20 protein-coding genes are annotated in these 18,343 nt (G+C 66.8%); 14 read left to right on the top strand and 6 right to left on the bottom strand.

Going from position 1 to position 18,343, the window contains the following annotated elements; genetic code table 11:
* Positions 1 to 3: 3 nt before the first annotated feature.
* Positions 4 to 894 carry a 4,5-DOPA-extradiol-dioxygenase gene (gene ygiD / locus HHL11_RS18805; RefSeq protein WP_169420120.1) on the top strand — a complete coding sequence of 297 codons (891 nt, stop codon included), beginning with the start codon at positions 4 to 6 and terminating at the stop codon, positions 892 to 894.
* Positions 895 to 904: 10 nt separating this feature from the next.
* On the opposite strand, the gene HHL11_RS18800 is transcribed toward ygiD, so the two are convergent.
* Both HHL11_RS18800 and HHL11_RS18795 read right to left on the bottom strand, forming a co-directional pair.
* A complete protein-coding gene (locus HHL11_RS18800) occupies positions 905 to 2,119 on the bottom strand; it encodes a hypothetical protein (protein WP_169420119.1) in 1,215 nt (404 codons plus the stop codon).
* A gap of 101 nt (positions 2,120 to 2,220) precedes the next feature.
* Positions 2,221 to 3,420 carry an amino acid aminotransferase gene (locus HHL11_RS18795; RefSeq protein WP_169420118.1) on the bottom strand — a complete coding sequence of 400 codons (1,200 nt, stop codon included), beginning with the start codon at positions 3,418 to 3,420 and terminating at the stop codon, positions 2,221 to 2,223.
* 98 nt (positions 3,421 to 3,518) lie between these two features.
* On the opposite strand from HHL11_RS18795, the gene uvrB reads away from it, so the two are divergent.
* From uvrB to HHL11_RS18730, 13 genes are all read left to right on the top strand, one after another.
* The gene (gene uvrB / locus HHL11_RS18790; RefSeq protein ID WP_169420117.1) at positions 3,519 to 5,600 is read left to right on the top strand and encodes an excinuclease ABC subunit UvrB; all 2,082 of its coding nucleotides are present in this window, start codon (positions 3,519 to 3,521) and stop codon (positions 5,598 to 5,600) included.
* 96 nt (positions 5,601 to 5,696) lie between these two features.
* A complete protein-coding gene (locus HHL11_RS18785) occupies positions 5,697 to 7,127 on the top strand; it encodes a hypothetical protein (protein ID WP_169420116.1) in 1,431 nt (476 codons plus the stop codon).
* 57 nt (positions 7,128 to 7,184) lie between these two features.
* A complete protein-coding gene (locus HHL11_RS18780) occupies positions 7,185 to 8,150 on the top strand; it encodes a Bug family tripartite tricarboxylate transporter substrate binding protein (protein ID WP_169420115.1) in 966 nt (321 codons plus the stop codon).
* Positions 8,150 to 8,632, top strand: a complete 483-nt coding sequence (locus HHL11_RS18775) for a low molecular weight protein-tyrosine-phosphatase (RefSeq protein WP_169420114.1) — start codon at positions 8,150 to 8,152, stop codon at positions 8,630 to 8,632. Before HHL11_RS18780 ends, HHL11_RS18775 begins: the two co-directional genes overlap by 1 nt.
* A 224-nt stretch (positions 8,633 to 8,856) precedes the next feature.
* On the top strand, positions 8,857 to 9,393 hold the full coding sequence (gene iscR, locus HHL11_RS18770; protein WP_169420113.1) for a Fe-S cluster assembly transcriptional regulator IscR: 537 nt from the start codon (positions 8,857 to 8,859) through the stop codon (positions 9,391 to 9,393).
* Between the two features lie 36 nt (positions 9,394 to 9,429).
* Positions 9,430 to 10,650, top strand: coding sequence for an IscS subfamily cysteine desulfurase (locus HHL11_RS18765; RefSeq protein WP_169420112.1), 1,221 nt, complete (start codon positions 9,430 to 9,432; stop codon positions 10,648 to 10,650).
* A gap of 21 nt (positions 10,651 to 10,671) precedes the next feature.
* On the top strand, positions 10,672 to 11,058 hold the full coding sequence (gene iscU / locus HHL11_RS18760) for a Fe-S cluster assembly scaffold IscU (protein WP_169420111.1): 387 nt from the start codon (positions 10,672 to 10,674) through the stop codon (positions 11,056 to 11,058).
* A complete protein-coding gene (gene iscA / locus HHL11_RS18755) occupies positions 11,058 to 11,381 on the top strand; it encodes an iron-sulfur cluster assembly protein IscA (protein ID WP_169420110.1) in 324 nt (107 codons plus the stop codon). Before iscU ends, iscA begins: the two co-directional genes overlap by 1 nt.
* A 34-nt stretch (positions 11,382 to 11,415) precedes the next feature.
* Positions 11,416 to 11,934 carry a Fe-S protein assembly co-chaperone HscB gene (hscB, locus tag HHL11_RS18750; protein ID WP_169420109.1) on the top strand — a complete coding sequence of 173 codons (519 nt, stop codon included), beginning with the start codon at positions 11,416 to 11,418 and terminating at the stop codon, positions 11,932 to 11,934.
* Positions 11,935 to 11,944: 10 nt separating this feature from the next.
* Positions 11,945 to 13,792 (top strand): Fe-S protein assembly chaperone HscA, encoded by a 1,848-nt coding sequence (hscA, locus tag HHL11_RS18745; RefSeq protein WP_169420108.1) that lies wholly within the window; start codon positions 11,945 to 11,947, stop codon positions 13,790 to 13,792.
* A gap of 2 nt (positions 13,793 to 13,794) precedes the next feature.
* The gene (gene fdx, locus HHL11_RS18740) at positions 13,795 to 14,133 is read left to right on the top strand and encodes an ISC system 2Fe-2S type ferredoxin (protein WP_169420107.1); all 339 of its coding nucleotides are present in this window, start codon (positions 13,795 to 13,797) and stop codon (positions 14,131 to 14,133) included.
* A gap of 103 nt (positions 14,134 to 14,236) precedes the next feature.
* Complete coding sequence (locus HHL11_RS18735; RefSeq protein WP_169420106.1) at positions 14,237 to 15,034, top strand: aspartate racemase/maleate isomerase family protein; 798 nt, start codon at positions 14,237 to 14,239, stop codon at positions 15,032 to 15,034.
* A 15-nt stretch (positions 15,035 to 15,049) separates the two neighbouring features.
* The gene (locus HHL11_RS18730; RefSeq protein ID WP_169420105.1) at positions 15,050 to 15,697 is read left to right on the top strand and encodes a carboxymuconolactone decarboxylase family protein; all 648 of its coding nucleotides are present in this window, start codon (positions 15,050 to 15,052) and stop codon (positions 15,695 to 15,697) included.
* Between the two features lie 47 nt (positions 15,698 to 15,744).
* Here HHL11_RS18730 and HHL11_RS18725 read toward each other — a convergent pair whose 3' ends face one another.
* The 4 genes from HHL11_RS18725 to HHL11_RS18710 form a co-directional block, all read right to left on the bottom strand.
* Entirely contained in the window at positions 15,745 to 16,710 is a 966-nt protein-coding gene (locus tag HHL11_RS18725) for a tripartite tricarboxylate transporter substrate-binding protein (RefSeq protein WP_169420104.1), read from the bottom strand.
* A gap of 29 nt (positions 16,711 to 16,739) precedes the next feature.
* On the bottom strand, positions 16,740 to 17,615 hold the full coding sequence (locus HHL11_RS18720) for an isocitrate lyase/phosphoenolpyruvate mutase family protein (protein WP_169420103.1): 876 nt from the start codon (positions 17,613 to 17,615) through the stop codon (positions 16,740 to 16,742).
* The gene (locus HHL11_RS18715) at positions 17,612 to 18,118 is read right to left on the bottom strand and encodes a LeuD/DmdB family oxidoreductase small subunit (protein ID WP_169420102.1); all 507 of its coding nucleotides are present in this window, start codon (positions 18,116 to 18,118) and stop codon (positions 17,612 to 17,614) included. Before HHL11_RS18715 ends, HHL11_RS18720 begins: the two co-directional genes overlap by 4 nt.
* Positions 18,115 to 18,343, bottom strand: a 229-nt coding sequence (locus HHL11_RS18710; protein ID WP_240980337.1) for an aconitase family protein, incomplete at its 5' end; no start/stop codon positions are given. The genes HHL11_RS18715 and HHL11_RS18710, both read right to left, overlap by 4 nt.

Genomic DNA, 18,343 nt, shown 5'->3' with positions numbered 1-18,343 from the left:
TGGATGAAGAGAAGAAACGTGGTTGCCATCGGGGCCGCCCTGGCAGGCGTCGGCCTGCTGCCCGAACTGGCGCAGGCCGCCAGCGCGCTGAAGTCGAGCCCGCGCATGCCAGTATTGTTCGTGGGTCATGGCAGCCCGATGAATGCCATCACGGACAACGAATTCCGCCGCAGCTGGCAGGCGCTGGGCGCCGAATTCGGCAAGGCCTACCCCCGTCCGCAGCTCATTCTGTGCATTTCTGCACACTGGATCACGCCCGGCAGCTGGCGCCTGACCGGCATGGCGCAGCCGCGGACGATCCACGACTTCGGCGGCTTCCCCCAGGAGCTGTTCGACCAGCAGTACCCGGCGCCGGGCGCTCCGGCCACCGCCCGCGAGATCGCCTCGGGGACGCAGCCGCGGCTGGCGCTGGACGACCACGAGTGGGGCTACGACCACGGCACCTGGTCGGTGCTGAAGCCCATGTTCCCGAAGGCTGACATCCCAGTGCTGCAGCTGAGCCTCGACTATGCGCGCCCGCCGCAGGAGCACTTCGCCCTGGGCGAGCAGCTGCGCGGGCTGCGGGAGAAGGGTGTGCTGATCGTCGGCAGCGGCAACGTCGTGCACAACCTGCGCGCCACGCGCCGTGACGCGAACGCCATGCAGGCCTACGACTGGGCCTACGAGTTCGACCGCTGGGCGGGCGGCGTGATGGCCAAGGGCGCACTGAAAGAGCTGTCGGAGTTCCAGAAGCTCGGCCAGGTCGCGCAGCTGGCGCATCCCACTTACGACCACTACCTGCCCCTCCTGCACGCCGCCGGGGCGGCGCTGCCGGGGGAGAAGGTGCGGTTCTTCAATGACCGCTACCAGAGCGCATCGCTGGCGATGCGGTCGGTGGTGTGGGGCGGGGCTTAGGGCGGGGTGATCACGGAGTGATGTTCAGCGTGACCGGCCAGTAGGCGATGATTTCCTCGGCCCCCTTCATGTAAGAGACCTTGACTCTCGCGGTGTAGATCCCTGGTGGCAGGCATGTCTGCTCGCTGCTGCCAGTCGGGTAGCCACACGGGATCGCGTATCCGACGCTGTCGCTCCACCAGCGATGCACGAAGGGGTGGCCGGCTGCCTCCGGCGGATTCGAGAGATATTCGACTCCCGGCGCTCGCCCGCCAGAGCTGATGCCCTCGTTGTAAGTCTCCACGCGAAGTTGACGCTCGGAAGCGCTGCCCGCGGGGACTGTAAAGGTCACGGCTGCCGGATAGAACACGTAGTCGACCGCTGGATTCGGTGTGACGGTGTAGGTGACCGTGATGAACTGCCGCTGCGACGCGAAAAGTCGTGGCTGAGCCGTTGGGACCAAGGCTGTGACAGCGATGACCTCCTGATAGTTGCCCGGCGGCGCGGGCAGCAGCTGGAAAGTGACCCGGCCCTTGTCTGGTGCGGTGTCCGCCGTAACCAGTTGCATTTCGTGTGGGGGCACCAGGGATTGGTAGATCAGGTTCGGATAGGCGCTCCATTCGGAACGGTTCACCGGGAGGCTTGCCTCGACGGACTGCAGTGCTGGAAGCTCGCCGAAGGGCACTGTCAAGGAAATCTCTTGCGGGGACAGGGTCAGGCCGGGGAGCACCGTGATGTCATACGGAACCCGCAACGGCGAACCGGCAAGCTCAGTGGCGCAGCGCGGATCAAGACAGGCGTGCAGTTTCAGCTCGCCTTGGAAGTGACCGGACTTGTCCGTCCGCCCCGCGCTGAGGTGGATCAGGGCATTGCTGCCGGGGACGGATTGTGTGCCGAGCTCGACGTACGCGTTGCCGCCGGTGATGAAGTCGGGGTCTTCCACGATGGCGTACAAGGTCTTGCCATTAAGTTGCTGGATGTCGCCCGTGCCTTGCACGTAGACCTTGATATCTTCGGAGCCCTCCATCTGCTCGTACTGCCGCTGGATCGACTTCGGCGACACGAGGGACACGCTTACCGCATCGAAGGTGTTCGCCGCCGGAGTGCCACCGCCGGGCGATGCAGCGCCTCCGCTTGTCTCGCTCCCGCCGCCTCCACCCCCGCCCCCGCCCCCGCCGCAGGTGGCAAGGCACACACAAAAGAGCGCCATCGCGACGACGCGCGCAACTTGCCGAAAGAACGCCATGAATCCCTCCCTGCAGCTGAACCGGATGCTAGGACGGGACCTCCAAGAAAAAAGCGGCCCTGAGGCCGCTCTTTCCTGTGACTTCTTCAGTCAGCGGGTGGTCAGGCCACCACCTTCGCAATCGACTCCGCCACGTAGTCGATGTTCTTGTCGTTCAGCGCCGCCACGCAGATGCGGCCGCTGTCGACGCCATACACGCCGAACTCGTTGCGCAGGCGGACCATCTGGTCCTTGCTGAGGCCGGAGTAGCTGAACATGCCGACCTGCTGGGCGATGAAGCCCATGTCCTGCTTCACGCCGGCGGCCTTCAGCTTGTCGACCAGCGCCACGCGCATGGCCTTGATGCGGGTGCGCATGCCGGCCAGTTCCTTTTCCCACACGGCGCGCAGCTCGGGGGTGTTCAGGATGGTCGCGGCGATCTGGCCGCCATGGGTGGGCGGGTTGCTGTAGTTCGTGCGGATGACGATCTTCAGCTGCGACAGCACGCGGGCCGCTTCGTCCTTGTTGGCGCACAGCACCGACAGGGCGCCCACGCGCTCGCCATAAAGGCTCAGGCTCTTGGAGAAGGAGGTGGAAACGAAGAAGTCCTCGCCGGAAGCGACGAACTTCTGCACGGCCTGGCCGTCTTCCACGATGCCCTGGCCGAAGCCCTGGTAGGCCATGTCCAGGAAAGCGACCAGCTTGCGCGCCTTGACCGCGGCGACCACCTGGTCCCACTGGGCGGACGTCAGGTCGTAGCCGGTCGGGTTGTGGCAGCAGGCGTGCAGCACGACGACCGTGCCGGCCGGCGCCGTGTTCAGCGCGGTCAGCATGCCGTCGAAGTTGATGCCGCGCTTGGCCGCGTCGTAGTACGGATAGGCCTCGACCGTGAAGCCGGCGTTGGTGAACAGGGCGCGGTGGTTTTCCCAGCTCGGGTCGCTGATCAGGACCTTGGCGTCGGGGTTCAGCCGCTTCAGGAAGTCGGCGCCCAGCTTCAGGCCGCCGGTGCCGCCCAGGGCCTGCACGGTGGCCGCGCGGCCGCTCTTGACGGCTTCGCTTTCGGCCCCAAATACGAGGGTCTTCACTGCCGCGTCATAGGCCGCGATGCCGTCGATGGGCAGGTAGCCGCGGGCCGCATGGGCCGCCATCATCTTCTCTTCCGCCTTCTGCACGCAATCCAGCAGGGGCAGCTTGCCGTTCTCGTCGTAGTACACGCCCACGCCGAGGTTGACCTTCTTCGGGTTCGCGTCGGCGTTGTACTGCTCGGTGATACCCAGGATCGGGTCGCGGGGCGCCATTTCGACGGCGTTGAAGAGAGACATGGAGGTCCTTTGGGATGCGGGATGGCAAGGTGGCCGGCCATGCGTTACGCTGGCCGGCTTGCCCGGAATTTTAATCTGACGACCAGGGACAAACCCGCATGAGCGCATTACCGCAGCCGGACCAGGAGGAAAAGAAGGGCGAGTTCGTGAGCTTTCCCGGCTCGCCCTTCGAGCTGTTCCAGCCTTATCCGCCTTCCGGCGACCAGCCGCAGGCCATCGAGAAACTGGTGGAAGGCGTCAACGACGGCGAGGTTTTCCAGACCCTGCTGGGCGTGACGGGCTCCGGCAAGACCTTCACCATGGCCAACGTCATCGCGCGGCTGGGCCGGCCGGCGATCGTGTTCGCCCCCAACAAGACGCTGGCGGCGCAGCTCTATAGCGAATTCCGCGAGTTCTTCCCGAAGAACGCCGTCGAATATTTCGTCAGCTACTACGACTACTACCAGCCGGAAGCCTACGTCCCGCAGCGCGACCTGTTCATCGAGAAGGACAGCTCGATCAACGAGCACATCGAGCAGATGCGGCTGTCGGCGACCAAGAGCGTGCTGGAGCGCCCGGACACGGTGATCGTGGCCACGGTGAGCGCCATCTACGGCATCGGCGCCCCCGAGGACTACACGCAGATGCGCTTCATCCTGCGCACCGGCGACAAGGTCGGCCAGCGGGACGTCATCGGCCAGCTGATTCGCATGCAGTACACCCGCAACGAGCAGGATTTCTCGCGCGGCACATTCCGCGTGCGCGGCGACACCATCGACGTCTTTCCGGCGGAGCACTCCGAGCTGGCGATCCGCATCGAGCTGTTCGACGACGAGGTCGAGACCCTGCAGCTGTTCGACCCTTTGACGGGCCGGATCCGGCAGAAGGTGCCGCGCTTCACGATCTACCCTTCCAGCCACTACGTGACGCCGCGGGACAAGGTGCTGTCCGCCGTCGAAACCATCAAGCTGGAACTGGCCGATCGCCTGAAGTTCTTCGTGGGCGAAGGCAAGCTGGTGGAAGCGCAGCGCCTGGAGCAGCGCACCCGCTTCGACCTGGAGATGCTCAGCGAACTGGGCCACTGCAAGGGCATCGAGAACTACACGCGGCACCTTTCTGGCGCGCCGCCGGGTTCGCCGCCCTCGACCTTGACCGACTACATGCCCAAGAACTCGCTCATGTTCCTGGACGAGAGCCACCAGATGATGGGCCAGCTGGGTGGCATGTACAACGGCGACCGGGCGCGCAAGTTGACGCTGGTCGAATACGGCTTTCGCCTGCCTTCCGCGCTGGACAACCGGCCGCTGAAGCTGGAGGAGTTCGAGACGCGCATGCGCCAGGTGATCTTCGTCTCGGCCACGCCGGCCGACTACGAGAAGCAGCACGCCGGCGATGCCGTCGTGGAACAGCTGGTGCGCCCGACCGGCCTGATCGACCCTCTCGTCGAAGTGCGCCCGGCCACCCACCAGGTCGACGACGTGCTGCAGGAAATCCGCATCCGCTCGGAGAAGAGCGAGCGGGTGCTGGTGACGACGCTGACCAAGCGGATGGCGGAGCAGCTGACCGACTACCTGTCCGAGAACGGCGTCAAGGTGCGCTACCTGCACAGCGACGTCGACACCGTGGAACGGGTGGAAATCATCCGCGACCTGCGCCTGGGCCAGTTCGACGTGCTGGTGGGCATCAACCTGCTGCGCGAGGGACTGGACATTCCCGAGGTGTCGCTGGTCGCCATCCTGGACGCCGACAAGGAAGGCTTCCTGCGCGCCGAGCGATCCCTCATCCAGACCATCGGCCGCGCGGCCCGCAACCTGAACGGCAAGGCCATCCTCTACGCCGACCGGATGACCGAATCGATGAAGAAGGCCATCGGCGAGACCGAACGGCGGCGGGCCAGGCAGATGGCGCACAACGAGGCGCACGGCATCACCCCGCGCAGCATCCGGAAGAAGGTGCGCGACCTGATCGACGGCGTCTACAGCGAGAAGGCGAGCAAGGAGCAGGAAAAGCAGGAACTGCAGCGCGCGCTGGTCGAGGACATGTCCGAGAAGGACATCTCCAAGGAGATCAAGCGGCTGGAAAAGCTGATGCTGGAACACGCCCGCAACCTCGAGTTCGAGAAGGCGGCGCGCGTGCGCGACCAGCTGGCGCTGCTGAAGGAGCAGGCCTTCGGCGCGGCGGGGCACGACCACGTGAAGTAGAAAGTCCGTCGCGGGCGCGCGACTTCGTCCGCCCCGCGCAAGGCTTGAGGAGCCGGCTCCGTTAAAGTGGCCGGCTCTTTTCGTTGAGCAGTACCCATGAGCCAGACCGCCCTGACGATTTCCCAGAAGGACCATTTCCAGGGCAACTTCGGCGAGGTCTATCGCAGCTCCGCGCTCTTCTGGGCCCGCACCGATGCATCGGTGCGCACGACCATCAGCCTCACCAACTACTGGAAGTACAAGAACAACACCGAGGTCGCCGTGCTGCTGAATGCGCGGACCCTGGACGGGCGCCTGGCCGGCCGCACGCGCGTCGACTTCGGCGCTTCCGAGGTGTTCGAGTACAGCCCGCCGGCGGGCTTCGAAGGCTCCATCGAGGTGGAAGCCTTCGCGGCGAAGAACATGCGCATTCCGTATGCCGCCGTCATGGCCGTCTACGAGTGCGCCGATTCCGTCTCGATGGTGCACTCCTACTCGCGCGCCTATTCGCAGCACGAGGTGGAAGACGGCCGCACCATCACGGTCGGCGAGGAAAGCTGCTGGACGCTGCGCGACGACGCGCAGCAGGAATCCTTCGGCGTCTTCCACAACGGGCCGGTGCCGGCCCCTGCCCAGGTGGCGCGCCTGTCGGTGCGCAACGCCACCGGTGAGGAGCGGACCGCCGCGATCCGTCTGCCCGAACTGCGACCCTTCGAGACCGTGGTCGTCGTGCCGGGCGAGCATGTTCCCGCGCTGTCCGCCTTTCTCGCGGGGCAGGCTGGCAATGCGCGCCTCAGCTTCCGGGTGGAGGCTTCCTTCACCCGCATGCTGTGCGCGGTCCGGCGTCGCGACGGAACCCAGTTGCAGGTCACGCACAGCAACTTCGACTACTCGCGCCACCGGACGGACCACGTCGAGGTCAGGGCGCTGAAGGCTTTCATGGCCTTGCCACGCTATGGCGACTCCGCGATCCGGCGCGAGGTGGTGGTCTATCCCGATGCCGACCCGGGCGAGTACAGCGTGGGCAGCGACGAGCAGCCCTTCGTGCCGGGCCGGATCCTGGCGCGCGGCTGCGGTCCGGCCGCCGACGAACTGGTGTTCGCACGCCGCGACGGCGCGCTGCCGACGCGCATCGTGACGGGTATGCGCCTCTATCCCGGCGCTGCCGGCGTCATCCCCGCGGAATGCTCCCTGGGCGTCGTCCACGGGGAACGTCCCCGCAAGCACTTCGCCTGGATGCTCGTGTCGGCGCGCCTGGCGTGCGAGCTGAGCTGGGTCGACTACCGGCAGGTCTATGGCGGCTGCCCGGACGACGCGGAGGTGGTGTTCCACCTCTACACGGCGCGGCGCAAGGAGCCATGGAAGAAGTCGCTGCGGTACGGCGAGCTGCCGGCAGCCGGCCATGCCACGCTGGGCGGCCTCTTCGGGGAGGCGGTGGCTTGCGGCGACGAGTTCGGGTACCTGACGGCCTGGTGTTCCTACGGCGGCCTGCAGTGGTTCTCCGCGCTGCGCAAGAAGGGCGCCATCACCATCGAACACGCGTTCTGAGCGGGAGGCCGGCCAAGCCGGTAAAATTGCGGGTTTTCCCGGAAGACCCGCAGTCCCATGCTTCGCCGCACCTTCGCCGTCGCCTGCCTCGCGCTCGCCACGGCCAGCGCCGCCCTGGCGCAAAGCTATCCCAGCAAGCCCATCCGCCTGATCGTGCCCTTCCCGCCCGGCGGCGGCACCGACCAGCTCTCGCGCCTGATTTCGGCCAAGCTGGCCGAGTCGGAGAAGTGGAACGTCATTGCCGACAACCGCGCCGGCGCGGGCGGCACCCTGGGCATCGCGGAAACGGTGAAGCAGCCGCCGACCGGCTATGACCTCGTCATGGGCCAGAAGGACAACCTGGTCGTCGCGCCCTGGCTGTACAAGAACGTCGGCTTCGACACGACCAAGGACCTGGTCGCCGTTGCCCACGTGGCCTACACGCCGGTCGTGATCGTCGTGCGCGCCGATTCCAAGTTCAAGACGCTGAAGGACGTCGTCGCCGCCGCCAAGGCCGCGCCGGACACCGTCACCTTCGGCTCGCCCGGCAACGGCACCACCATCCACCTGGCCGGCGAAATCTTCAACAAGGAAGCCGGCATCAAGCTGCGCCACGTGCCCTACAAGGGCTCCAACCCGGCGCTGGTCGACGTGCTGGCCGGCAACGTGGACATGCTCGTCTCGTCCGTGCCTTCGGCGCTGCAGCAGATCAAGGCCGGCAAGCTGCGCGCCCTGGCCGTGACCAGCGCCAAGCGCAGCAGCTCGCTGCCCGACACGCCCACCGTCGCCGAGTCCGGCTATCCCGGCATGGACGTCGCCACCTGGTACGGCATCTTCGCGCCGGCCGGCACGCCCAAGGAGGTCGTCGACAAGGTCCACACCGCGGTCAACAAGCTGCTGACGTCGCCGGACGTGGTGAAGGCCATCCACGAGCAGGGCGCCGAGCCGCAGGCCATGACGGAGCAGCAGTTCACCGAGCTGGTGAAGGCCGACTACCGGAAGTGGGAAGGCATCGTGAAGGCTTCCGGCGCGAAGATCGAGTGATGCGCGAGTTTGCGGTCCTCTTCGTGTGCATGGGCAACATCTGCCGCAGCCCCACCGCCGAGGGCGTGTTCCGCCATCTCGTGCGGCAGGCCGGGCTGCAGGACCGCATCCACGCCGATTCGGCCGGCACCATCGACTACCACGTGGGTTCGCCGCCGGACCAGCGCAGCGCGCAGCACGCTGCAACGCGCGGCTACGACCTGTCGGATCTGCGGGCCCGGCAGGTGCAACCGGTGGACTTCGTGCGTTTCGACCTCATATGTGCGATGGACTGGGAGAACCTGCAGACCCTGCAGGAAGACTGTCCTGCGGAACTCCAGCACAAGCTGAGGCGTCTGATGGAATTCGCACCACCTGGTTGGAGCGAAGTCGTCGCCGACCCGTATTACGGCGGCAAGCAGGGCTTCGAATCGGTCCTGGACCACATCGAGGCCGCCTGCGCCGGGCTGTTGGACCACATCCAGGGCGAATTGGCGTCCTGAGCGGGTCTGTTGCACCGCAAAAAAACCTGAGTACCCGAGCGGGGAACTGGGTTTTCGGGTATACTTGACGGAAACAGTCAGGAACCCAAGAGATTTCCAAGAACCGCCGGCGCAGTAGCCGGCCGAGGGCCGGCGCCAAAGAAGCCGGAGCATGGGTGGAGACGGGCCCTGGGCAGCGGGCGCTGCCAGGGTAAGGAAGGCAAGCCAGCATAGAGGAGCTAGCGATGCGTCTCACTACCAAAGGCCGCTTTGCGGTCACCGCGATGATCGATTTGGCACTGCGCCAGAACAATGGCCCAGTCACCTTGGCGGCCATCAGCCAGCGCCAGCAGATCTCGCTTTCCTACCTGGAGCAGTTGTTCGGCAAGCTGCGCCGGCACGAACTCGTCGAGTCCACCCGTGGGCCGGGCGGCGGTTATACGCTGGGCCGCAAGGCGGCGGAAATCACCGTGGCCGACATCATCGTGTCCGTCGACGAACCGATCGACGCCACGCAGTGCGGTGGCAAGGAAAACTGCCAGGGCGACGGCGGCCGCTGCATGACGCACGAGCTGTGGTCCGCGCTGAACCAGCGCATGGTCGAATTCCTCGACTCCATCACGCTGCAGAAGCTGGTGGACGACCAGCTCGCCAAGGGGGTGCAGGTCGAGGACAAGCCCAGCCCCAAGCGCGCGATCTCCAGCGCGCCGGTGGTCAAGCCGATCCGCGTCAACGCGCCGAATTCCGTTTTCGCGCTCGGCAACTCGTTTGCCAAGCAATAAAAAGCACAACGCCAGCTCCAGAGAAACAAGCCAGCAATGGACATGACCCCGCATTTCCCGATCTACATGGACTACGGCGCGACGACGCCGGTCGACCCGCGCGTGGTCGACGCCATGATCCCCTGGCTGCGCGAGCACTTCGGGAACCCCGCTTCGCGCAGCCACGCGTGGGGCTGGGAGGCTGAAGAGGCCGTGGAGAAGGCCCGCCAGCAGGTGGCGGACCTGATCGGCGCCGACCCGCGCGAGATCGTCTGGACCTCGGGCGCCACCGAGTCCAACAACCTCGCGATCAAGGGCGCGGCGCATTTCTACAAGACGCGCGGCAAGCACCTGATCACCGTCAAGACGGAGCACAAGGCGGTGCTGGACACGATGCGCGAGCTCGAGCGCCAGGGCTTCGAGGTGACCTACCTCGACGTGCAGGAAGACGGCATGCTGGACCTGGAGAAGTTCAAGGCGACGCTGCGCCCGGACACCATCCTGGTCTCGGTCATGTTCGTGAACAACGAGATCGGCGTGGTGCAGGACATCCCTGCGATCGGCGCCATCTGCCGCGAGAAGGGCATCATCTTCCACGTCGACGCCGCGCAGGCGACCGGCAAGGTGCAGATCGACATGGCCAAGCTGCCGGTCGACCTGCTGAGCCTGGCTTCGCACAAGACTTACGGCCCCAAGGGCATCGGCGCGCTGTACGTGCGCCGCAAGCCGCGCATCCGCCTGGAAGCGCAGATGCACGGCGGCGGCCACGAGCGCGGCATGCGCAGCGGCACGCTGCCCACCCACCAGATCGTGGGCATGGGCGAGGCCTTCCGCATCGCGAAGGAAGAGATGCAGAAGGACCTGGAGCATGCGCGCCGCATGCAGCAGCGCCTGCTGAACGGCCTGAAGGACATCGAGCAGGTGTTCATCAACGGCAACCTGGAGCATCGCGTCCCGCACAACCTCAATATCAGCTTCAACTTCGTCGAGGGCGAGTCGCTGATCATGGGCATCAAGGGCATCGCGGTTTCTTCGGGCTCGGCCTGCACGTCCGCGTCGCTTGAGCCAAGCTACGTGCTGCGGGCCCTGGGCCGCAGCGACGAGCTGGCGCACAGCTCCCTGCGCATGACCATCGGCCGTTTCACGACCGAGGAAGAGATCGATTACGCGGTGTCCACGATCAAGCAGAACGTGGCCAAGCTGCGTGAGCTGAGCCCGCTTTGGGAGATGTACCAGGACGGCATCGACCTGAGCACCATCCAGTGGACCGCGCACTGAGAACGGATACGGAGTAGAGATATGGCTTATTCGGAAAAAGTCGTCGAACATTACGAGAACCCCCGCAACGTCGGCTCCTTCGAGAAGGGTGACGAGAGCGTCGGCACCGGCATGGTGGGCGCGCCCGCCTGCGGCGACGTTATGAAGCTGCAGATCAAGGTGAACCCCAGCACGGGCGTCATCGAGGACGCGCGCTTCAAGACCTACGGCTGTGGCTCGGCCATCGCCTCCAGTTCGCTCGTCACCGAGTGGGTGAAGGGCAAGACGCTGGACGAAGCCGCGTCCATCAAGAACAGCCAGATCGCGGAAGAACTGGCGCTGCCGCCGGTGAAGATCCACTGCTCGATCCTGGCCGAGGACGCCATCAAGGCGGCCGTCCAGGACTACAAGAAGAAGCACGCAAACTGATGTCCGTGTCGCTCACCGAAGCCGCGGCGCGGCACGTCACCCGCTACTTGTCCAAGCGTGGCAAGGGCGTGGGCGTGCGCCTCGGCGTCAAGACGACCGGCTGCTCGGGCCTGGCCTACAAGCTGGAATACGTCGACGAAGTGGCGCCGGAAGACATCGTGTTCGAGAACCACGGCGTCAAGCTGCTGATCGACCCGAAAAGCCTGGCCTACATCGACGGCACCGAGCTGGATTTCGTGCGCGAAGGCCTCAACGAGGGCTTCAAGTTCAACAACCCGAACGAGCGTGACCGCTGCGGGTGCGGAGAGAGCTTCCGCGTCTGACCCACAAACCGCCTTCGGGCGGTTTGTTCTATCCATGAACCTGAGCTACAGCGACTTCGAACTGTTCGGACTGCCGGAGCAGTTCGCGCAGGATCGCGCGGCCATTGACGCGCGCTGGAAGGAACTGCAGCGCGAAGCCCACCCCGACAAGTTCGCCGCCCAGGGCCAGGCTGCCCAGCGCGTGGCGCTGCAGTGGTCCGTGCGCATCAACGAAGCCTACCAGCGCCTGAAGGACCCGCTGAAGCGCGCGGCCTACCTGTGCGAGCTGCGCGGCGCGCCCATCGACGCCCACCACAATACCGCCATGCCGGCTGACTTCCTGATGGAACAGATGGAATGGCGCGAGGCGCTGGAAGAAGCGCAGGGCGAAGAGGAGCTCGACGCGATCGCGCAGAGCCTGGCCACCAGCCGCAAGCACCTGCTGGAGCGCATTGCGAAGCTGCTGGACGAAGACGGCGACGCGCCGGCGGCCGCGCAGCAGGTCAGAGCCCTCATGTTCCTTGAGCGCTTTGGCGAAGACATCGAAAACCGGCTGGCCCAGCTGGGACAATAACAGGCTCACCATGTCCCTGCTGCAGATTTCCGAACCCGGTGCCTCGCCCGACCCGCACCAGCGCCGCATTGCCGTCGGCATCGACCTCGGCACCACCCATTCGCTGGTCGCCTCGGTGCGCAACGGCGTGGCCGAATGCCTGCCCGATGACGCCGGCCGCGTGATCCTGCCCTCCGTCGTGCGCTACCTGCCGGACAACCGCCGGCAGATCGGCTACGACGCGCAGGCCGCTCACGCCGAAGATCCCGAGAACACGATCGCTTCCGTCAAGCGCTTCATGGGTCGCGGGCTGGCCGATATTGCCAACCGCGAGAAGCTGCCGTACATCTTCATCGACGAGCCCGGCATGGTGATGCTGGACACGCGCGCCGGCCGCAAGTCGCCGGTGGAAGTGAGCGCCGAGATCCTCGCCACCCTGCGCTTCCGCGCCGAAGACACCTTCGACGACGAGCTCTATGGGGCGGTCATCACGGTGCCGGCCTACTTCGACGAAGCGCAGCGCCAGGCGACCAAAGACGCCGCGCAGCTGGCCGGCCTGCACGTGCTGCGCCTGATCAACGAGCCCACCGCCGCCGCCATCGCGTACGGGCTGGACAACGGCAGCGAAGGCCTCTACGCCGTCTACGACCTCGGAGGCGGCACCTTCGACATTTCCGTCCTGCGCCTGGCGCGCGGCGTGTTCGAAGTGGTGTCCACCGGCGGCGATTCCGCGCTGGGCGGTGACGACTACGACCGCGCCCTGGCCGACTGGATGCTGGCCAAGGCCGGCAGGCAGGCCGCGAGCGCGAGCGAGAAGGCCGCCATCAAGGTGCTGGCCCGCGGCGTCAAGGAGCAGTTGTCCACCGAGGACAGCGTGGCCGCGACGGTGCAGGGCATTGCCGTCACCGTGACGCGCACCGATTTCGAAACCGTGACGCGCGAGCTGACTGCGCGCACGATGAGCGCGGTGCGCAAGGCTTTGCGCGACGCGAAGCTGGCCAAGGATGAAGTGCAGGGCGTCGTGCTGGTGGGCGGATCCACCCGCATGCCGCAGGTGCGCGTGGCGGTCGCCGACTTCTTCGGCCGCGAGCCGCTGACCAACCTGAACCCGGACGAAGTGGTGGCGCTGGGCGCCGCCATCCAGGCCAACCAGCTGGCCGGCAACAACCCGCAGGGTGAGCTGCTGCTGCTGGACGTGATTCCGCTGTCGCTGGGCATCGAGACCATGGGTGGCCTCGTGGAGCGCATCGTGCCGCGCAACGAGACGATCCCCACGGCCAAGGCGCAGGACTTCACCACCTTCAAGGACGGCCAGACCGCGATGGCCATCCACGTGGTGCAGGGCGAGCGCGACCTGGTCGCCGACTGCCGCAGCCTGGCGCGCTTCGAGCTGCGCGGCATCCCGCCGATGGCGGCCGGCGCCGCGCGCATCCGCGTCACCTTCACCGTCGATGCCGATGGCCTGCTGAACGTCTCGGCGCGCGAGCAGGGCAGTGGCGTCGAAGCGCAGATCGCGGTCAAGCCGTCCTACGGCCTCTCGGATGCGCAGATCGCGAAGATGCTGCAGGAAAGCTTCACCACAGCCGAAGCCGACATGAAGGCGAGGGCGCTGACGCAGGCCCGCGTGGATGCCGAACGCATGCTGGTCGCGACGCGCAGCGCCATCGAAGCCGATGCCGAGCTGCTGGAAGCCGGCGAACAGCGCCACATCGAGGAGCTGATGGATACGCTGCGCAAGATGGCCGCCGACAGCAGCGACGCCGGCGCGATCGAGGCGGCCGTGCAAGGCCTGGCCAAGGCCACCGAACCCTTCGCCGCGCGCCGCATGAACGAAGGCATCCGCAAGGCCCTGGCGGGCAAGAACCTCGAGGCGCTTTGAGCATGGCCATCATCAAGATCCTTCCCCATCCCGAATACGCGCCCGAGGGCGCGCAGGTCGACGCGCCCGCCGGCACCTCCATCTGCGAGGCCTTGCTGGACAACGGCATCCAGATCGAGCACGCCTGCGACATGAGCTGCGCCTGCACCACCTGCCACGTGATCGTGCGCGAGGGCTTCAGCTCGCTCAACGAGATGGACGAGAGCGAGGAAGACCTGCTGGACCGCGCGTGGGGCCTGGAACCCAATTCGCGCCTGTCCTGCCAGGCCATCGTGGCGCAGAAGGACCTGGTGGTCGAGATCCCGAAGTACTCGATCAACCACGCCAAGGAAAAGCACTGAGCTGCTTGTCATCCCGGCCTTGAGCCGGGATCCGGGCGTTTCGCCGCCGTCCGCGGCGAAATGTTCTATTGACAAGACCTTTTCTCCTTTGGACACTAGCGTGGTGTCCACCGAGTACGCCCCCCGCGGTTTCATCGGCATGCTCACGCCGCAGGCCAACACCGCGGTCGAGCCGGAGAGCGCCATCCTGCTGCCGGCCGGCGTGGGCCTGCTCGCGGGCCGCCTGGTGAGCGCGCGGCCGACGATCGAGGAGCGCCTCGTCGACTACTTCGACACGCTGGATGCATCGGCCGCGCAGTTCGGCAGTGCGCCGCTGGGCGCGCTGGGCTTCGCCTGTACCGGCGCTTCTTACCTGGCGGGCCGGGCGCGCGAAGACGAGGTGTTCGGCCGGCTTTCGCAGCGCCTCGGCTGCACGGTGACCAGCTCCGCGCTGGCCGTGGTCGATGCCTTGCATGCGCTCGATGCGCGCGACATCGCGCTCGTGTCGCCTTACTCCGACTCGCTCACCACGCAAAGCGTGGGCTACTGGGAGTCGCGCGGCTTCGCGGTACGCGCGGTGGCCAAGGTGGCGGCTGCCGCGTCAAGCAACGCGCACCCGATCTACGGCCTGGGCTCGGAAGCGGCGACACAGGCACTGGCCGGCTTGCGCGGGCAGGGCCATGACGCCGTGGTGCTGCTGGGCACCGGCATGCCGACCTTGCGCGCGATCCTCGCGACGCCGCAAATGAATGGCGCGCCGGTGTTCTCCTGCACCCTGGCGCTGGCCTGGCGCTGCACCCGCGCGCTGGAAGGCGCGGACTGCAGCGCGGCGTCCCTGCTGGACTGGATCAGCGGCAGGGGCTGGAAGGAGCGTTTGCAGGCGCGCACCGCGCCTGCGCGCATGGAATCGAATCGCAATTGATGGAGAGTCTTTCCCGTGGATAGCAAGAAACAGGAAGAGGGCGCGAAGCTGCTCGAGCAGATGTTCGCCAAGCGGGGCTACCTGCTGCCCTACCACCGCATGCTCGGCGCGTCGGACCCGCAGCTGCTGTCGACCTACGACACGCTGTACACGCGCCTCACGCTCGACCAGCGCGAGCTGACGATGGTCGAGCGCGAAATCGTCTGGATCGCGCTGATCGCCGCCACCCGCGAGAAGTACGCCTTCTTCCACCTGGAGCGCGGCGTGCAGGCCGGCATGGACAACGAAGCCATCAGCGACTCGGTGGCCATCGCCTCCGCTTGCGAAGGCTTCGATGCCCTGCACTTCGCGCAGGGCGCTTTCGAGAAGTGGACGCCGGAGAGCCGCGCCATGAAGCGCTACGCTGCGATCTTCGACGCCGCGCGCGGCGGGCTGCCGGAGGCAATTGCCGAAGTGGCCGCCGTGGTGTGCTTCGCGTCCTACCGCAACCCGAACGGCATGCGCTTCCACCTGAAGCGTGCCTTCGACAAGGGCGCGAAGCGCGAGCAGATCGCCGAAGGCCTGTCCTACGTGCTGCTGCACCGCGGCGGCCCGACGATGATCGACGCGGTCGGCTGCTGGGAGAAGGCGGCGCCGGAGCTGAAGATCCCCGGGCCGTACTGAGGCTTGTCATGCCGGGCTTGACCCGGCATCCATGCCTAGCGTGCAAGTTACTCGGGCTTGATCCCGAAAGCCTTCACCTGCGATGCCCAGTGCTTCACGTCGCCGGTGAGGAAGGTGGCGAAGCTCTCCGGCGTACCGGCTTCGAAGCTGCTGCCGTCGCCTTCCAGGCGCGCCAGCACCTTGGGTTGCTGCATCGCCTTGTTGATCGCGGCGTTCAGCGCCTTGGTGATGTCGGCCGGCATCTTCGCCGGGCCGAGCACGCCGAACCAGCCATTGTTGGCGACGTAGTTGGGCACGGCATCGGTGATGGGCGGCGCGTCCGGGAAGGCCGAGATGCGCTTCGGGCCGCCGATGGCCAGCGCCCGCAGCTTGCCGCCCTGCACCAGTGGGCGGGCGCCGTTGACCGGCGCGAACATCAGGTCCACGTGCCCGGCCACCACATCCACCAGCGCCGGGTTGGTGCCCTTGAACGGGATCTGGTTGACCGGCACGCCGCTGGCCACCTCGAAGCCGTAGGTGTCCATGTGCAGGGACGAGCCGGTGCCGCCGATGGCGAAGGTGAGGGGCTTGTTGTCCGACCTGGCCTTGGCCAGAACGTCGCCGACGCTGCGGATGGGCGAATCGGTCCGCGTCACCAGCACGCTGGAGACCTTGGCCAGCAGCGCCACCGGCGTGAAGTCGGCGACCGGGTCGTAGGGCAGCTTCTTGAACAGCGACGCGTTCATCGTGTGGCTGGTGAAGGCCACCAGCAGCGTGTGGCCGTCCGCCGGCGCGCGCGCCACTTCCACCGCGGCGATGTTGCCGCCGGCGCCGGGCTTGTTCTCGACGAGCACGGGCTGGCCGAGCGTCTTCGTCATGTCCTCGGCGATCTCGCGCGCGAGCGTGTCGGTGGTGCCGCCGGCACTGGCGCCCACCAGCAGGCGGATCGGCTTGGTCGGGAAGGCGTGCGCACCGGCGGCGGCCAGGGCGAGCGCTGCGGCGAGGATGGCGCGGCGTTGGGGGAAGCGGTTCACTGTTGTCTCCTGGTGTTCTCTGTGGGGCCTCAGTCCTGCTGCGCGGACGCGTCGTAGCGCGCGCCTTCCTGCAGCAGTTCTGGCGTGCCGATGAGGGCGTTGAGCTGGTCGAAATCCAGCATGCGCTCGCGCTCGGGCTGCGTGGTCTGGTGCTGCTTCAGGCTGCCGTAGTAGCGCTGCAGCGTATGCGCCACCGCACGCGCGGTGCCGCCGGGAAAGATGACGATGCGGAAGCCGATGTCGCCCAGCTCGCTGGCCGACTTCACCGGCGTCTTGCCGCCTTCGACCATGTTGGCCAGCAGGGGGATGCGGCCGGCGAAGCGCTCGCAGGCAGCCTTCATCTGCTCCGGCGTGCGCAGCGCTTCGATGAAGAGTGCGTCGACACCGCAGGCCAGGTAGGCCTCGGCGCGGTCCATCGCGGCATCGAAACCTTCGACAGCGATGGCGTCGGTGCGCGCGAGGACCAGCGTGTCCTTCGAGTGGCGGGCGTCGAGCGCCGCGCGCAGCTTGCCGCACATCTCCGCTTTCGACACGACGGTCTTGCCGTCCAGGTGGCCGCAGCGCTTGGGAAAGGTCTGGTCCTCCAACTGGATCATGGCGGCGCCGGCGCGCTCGAAGGCGCGCACCGTGCGCTGCGTGTTCAGCGCGTTGCCGAAGCCGGTGTCCGCGTCGACGATGACCGGCAGCGCCACGCGTTCGGTGATGCGCGCCAGCGTGTCGGCCACCTCGGTGGCCGTGGTCAGGCCGATGTCGGAGCGGCCCAGGCGCGTGTAGGCGATCGAGGCGCCCGAGAGGTACAAGGCCTCGAAGCCGGCCTGTTCCGCCACCAGCGCGGTGAGGGCGTCGTAGATGCCGGGCGCCAGCACGGCGGGCGCGTCCTGCAGCCTTTGCTTGAACTTCTTCACGGATTGCCTCCTTGGGATTGCAGCTTGCGGCGCAACTGGTTCAGCAGGCCGCCGGCCTGGACCATGTCGAGCAGGAAATCGGGGATGGGGTCGCAGGCCAGTTGCCGACCATTTGCGGTTACGACCTGCATCTGCTGCAGGTCGAGCGTGACCTGTTCGCCTTCCTTCAATTGCTCGACTTGCTTGCAGGTGAGCAAAAGCAGTCCGAGGTTGAAGGCGTTGCGGAAGAACAGGCCGCTGAAGCTGGGGGCGATCACCGCGCGCACGCCCAGTTGCACCAGTGCGCCGGCCGCCTGCTCGCGCGAGGAACCGATGCCGAAGTTGGGGCCGGCGGCGATGACGTCGCCTTGCCGCACCATGCGGGCAAACTCCGGTCGCACCGCTTCCAGGCAATGCGGCGCAATGCCGTCGATGCCCAGCTTCATGTAGGCGCCGGGGGCGAGCTGGTCGGTGTCGATGTCGGCGCCCAGGCGCCAGACCTTGTGCTGGTCCTTGTCGCTCATGCCAGCACCTCGCGCGGGTCGGTGATGCGGCCTCGCAGCGCGGAGGCTGCCACCGTGTACGGCGAGGCCAGGTAGACCTGCGCGGTCGCCGAGCCCATGCGGCCCTTGAAGTTGCGCGCGGTGGTCGCCACCACGTTGGCGCCGTCCGGGATGCTGCCGCCGTAGCCGGAGCAGGCACCGCAGGCTGTGGGGAGCAGTTCGGCTCCCGCGTCCAGCAGCACGCCC

It is taken from the genome of Ramlibacter agri (assembly GCF_012927085.1).
GTDB lineage: Bacteria > Pseudomonadota > Gammaproteobacteria > Burkholderiales > Burkholderiaceae_C > Ramlibacter > Ramlibacter agri.
This window is presented reverse-complemented; position numbering and strand designations above follow the sequence as displayed.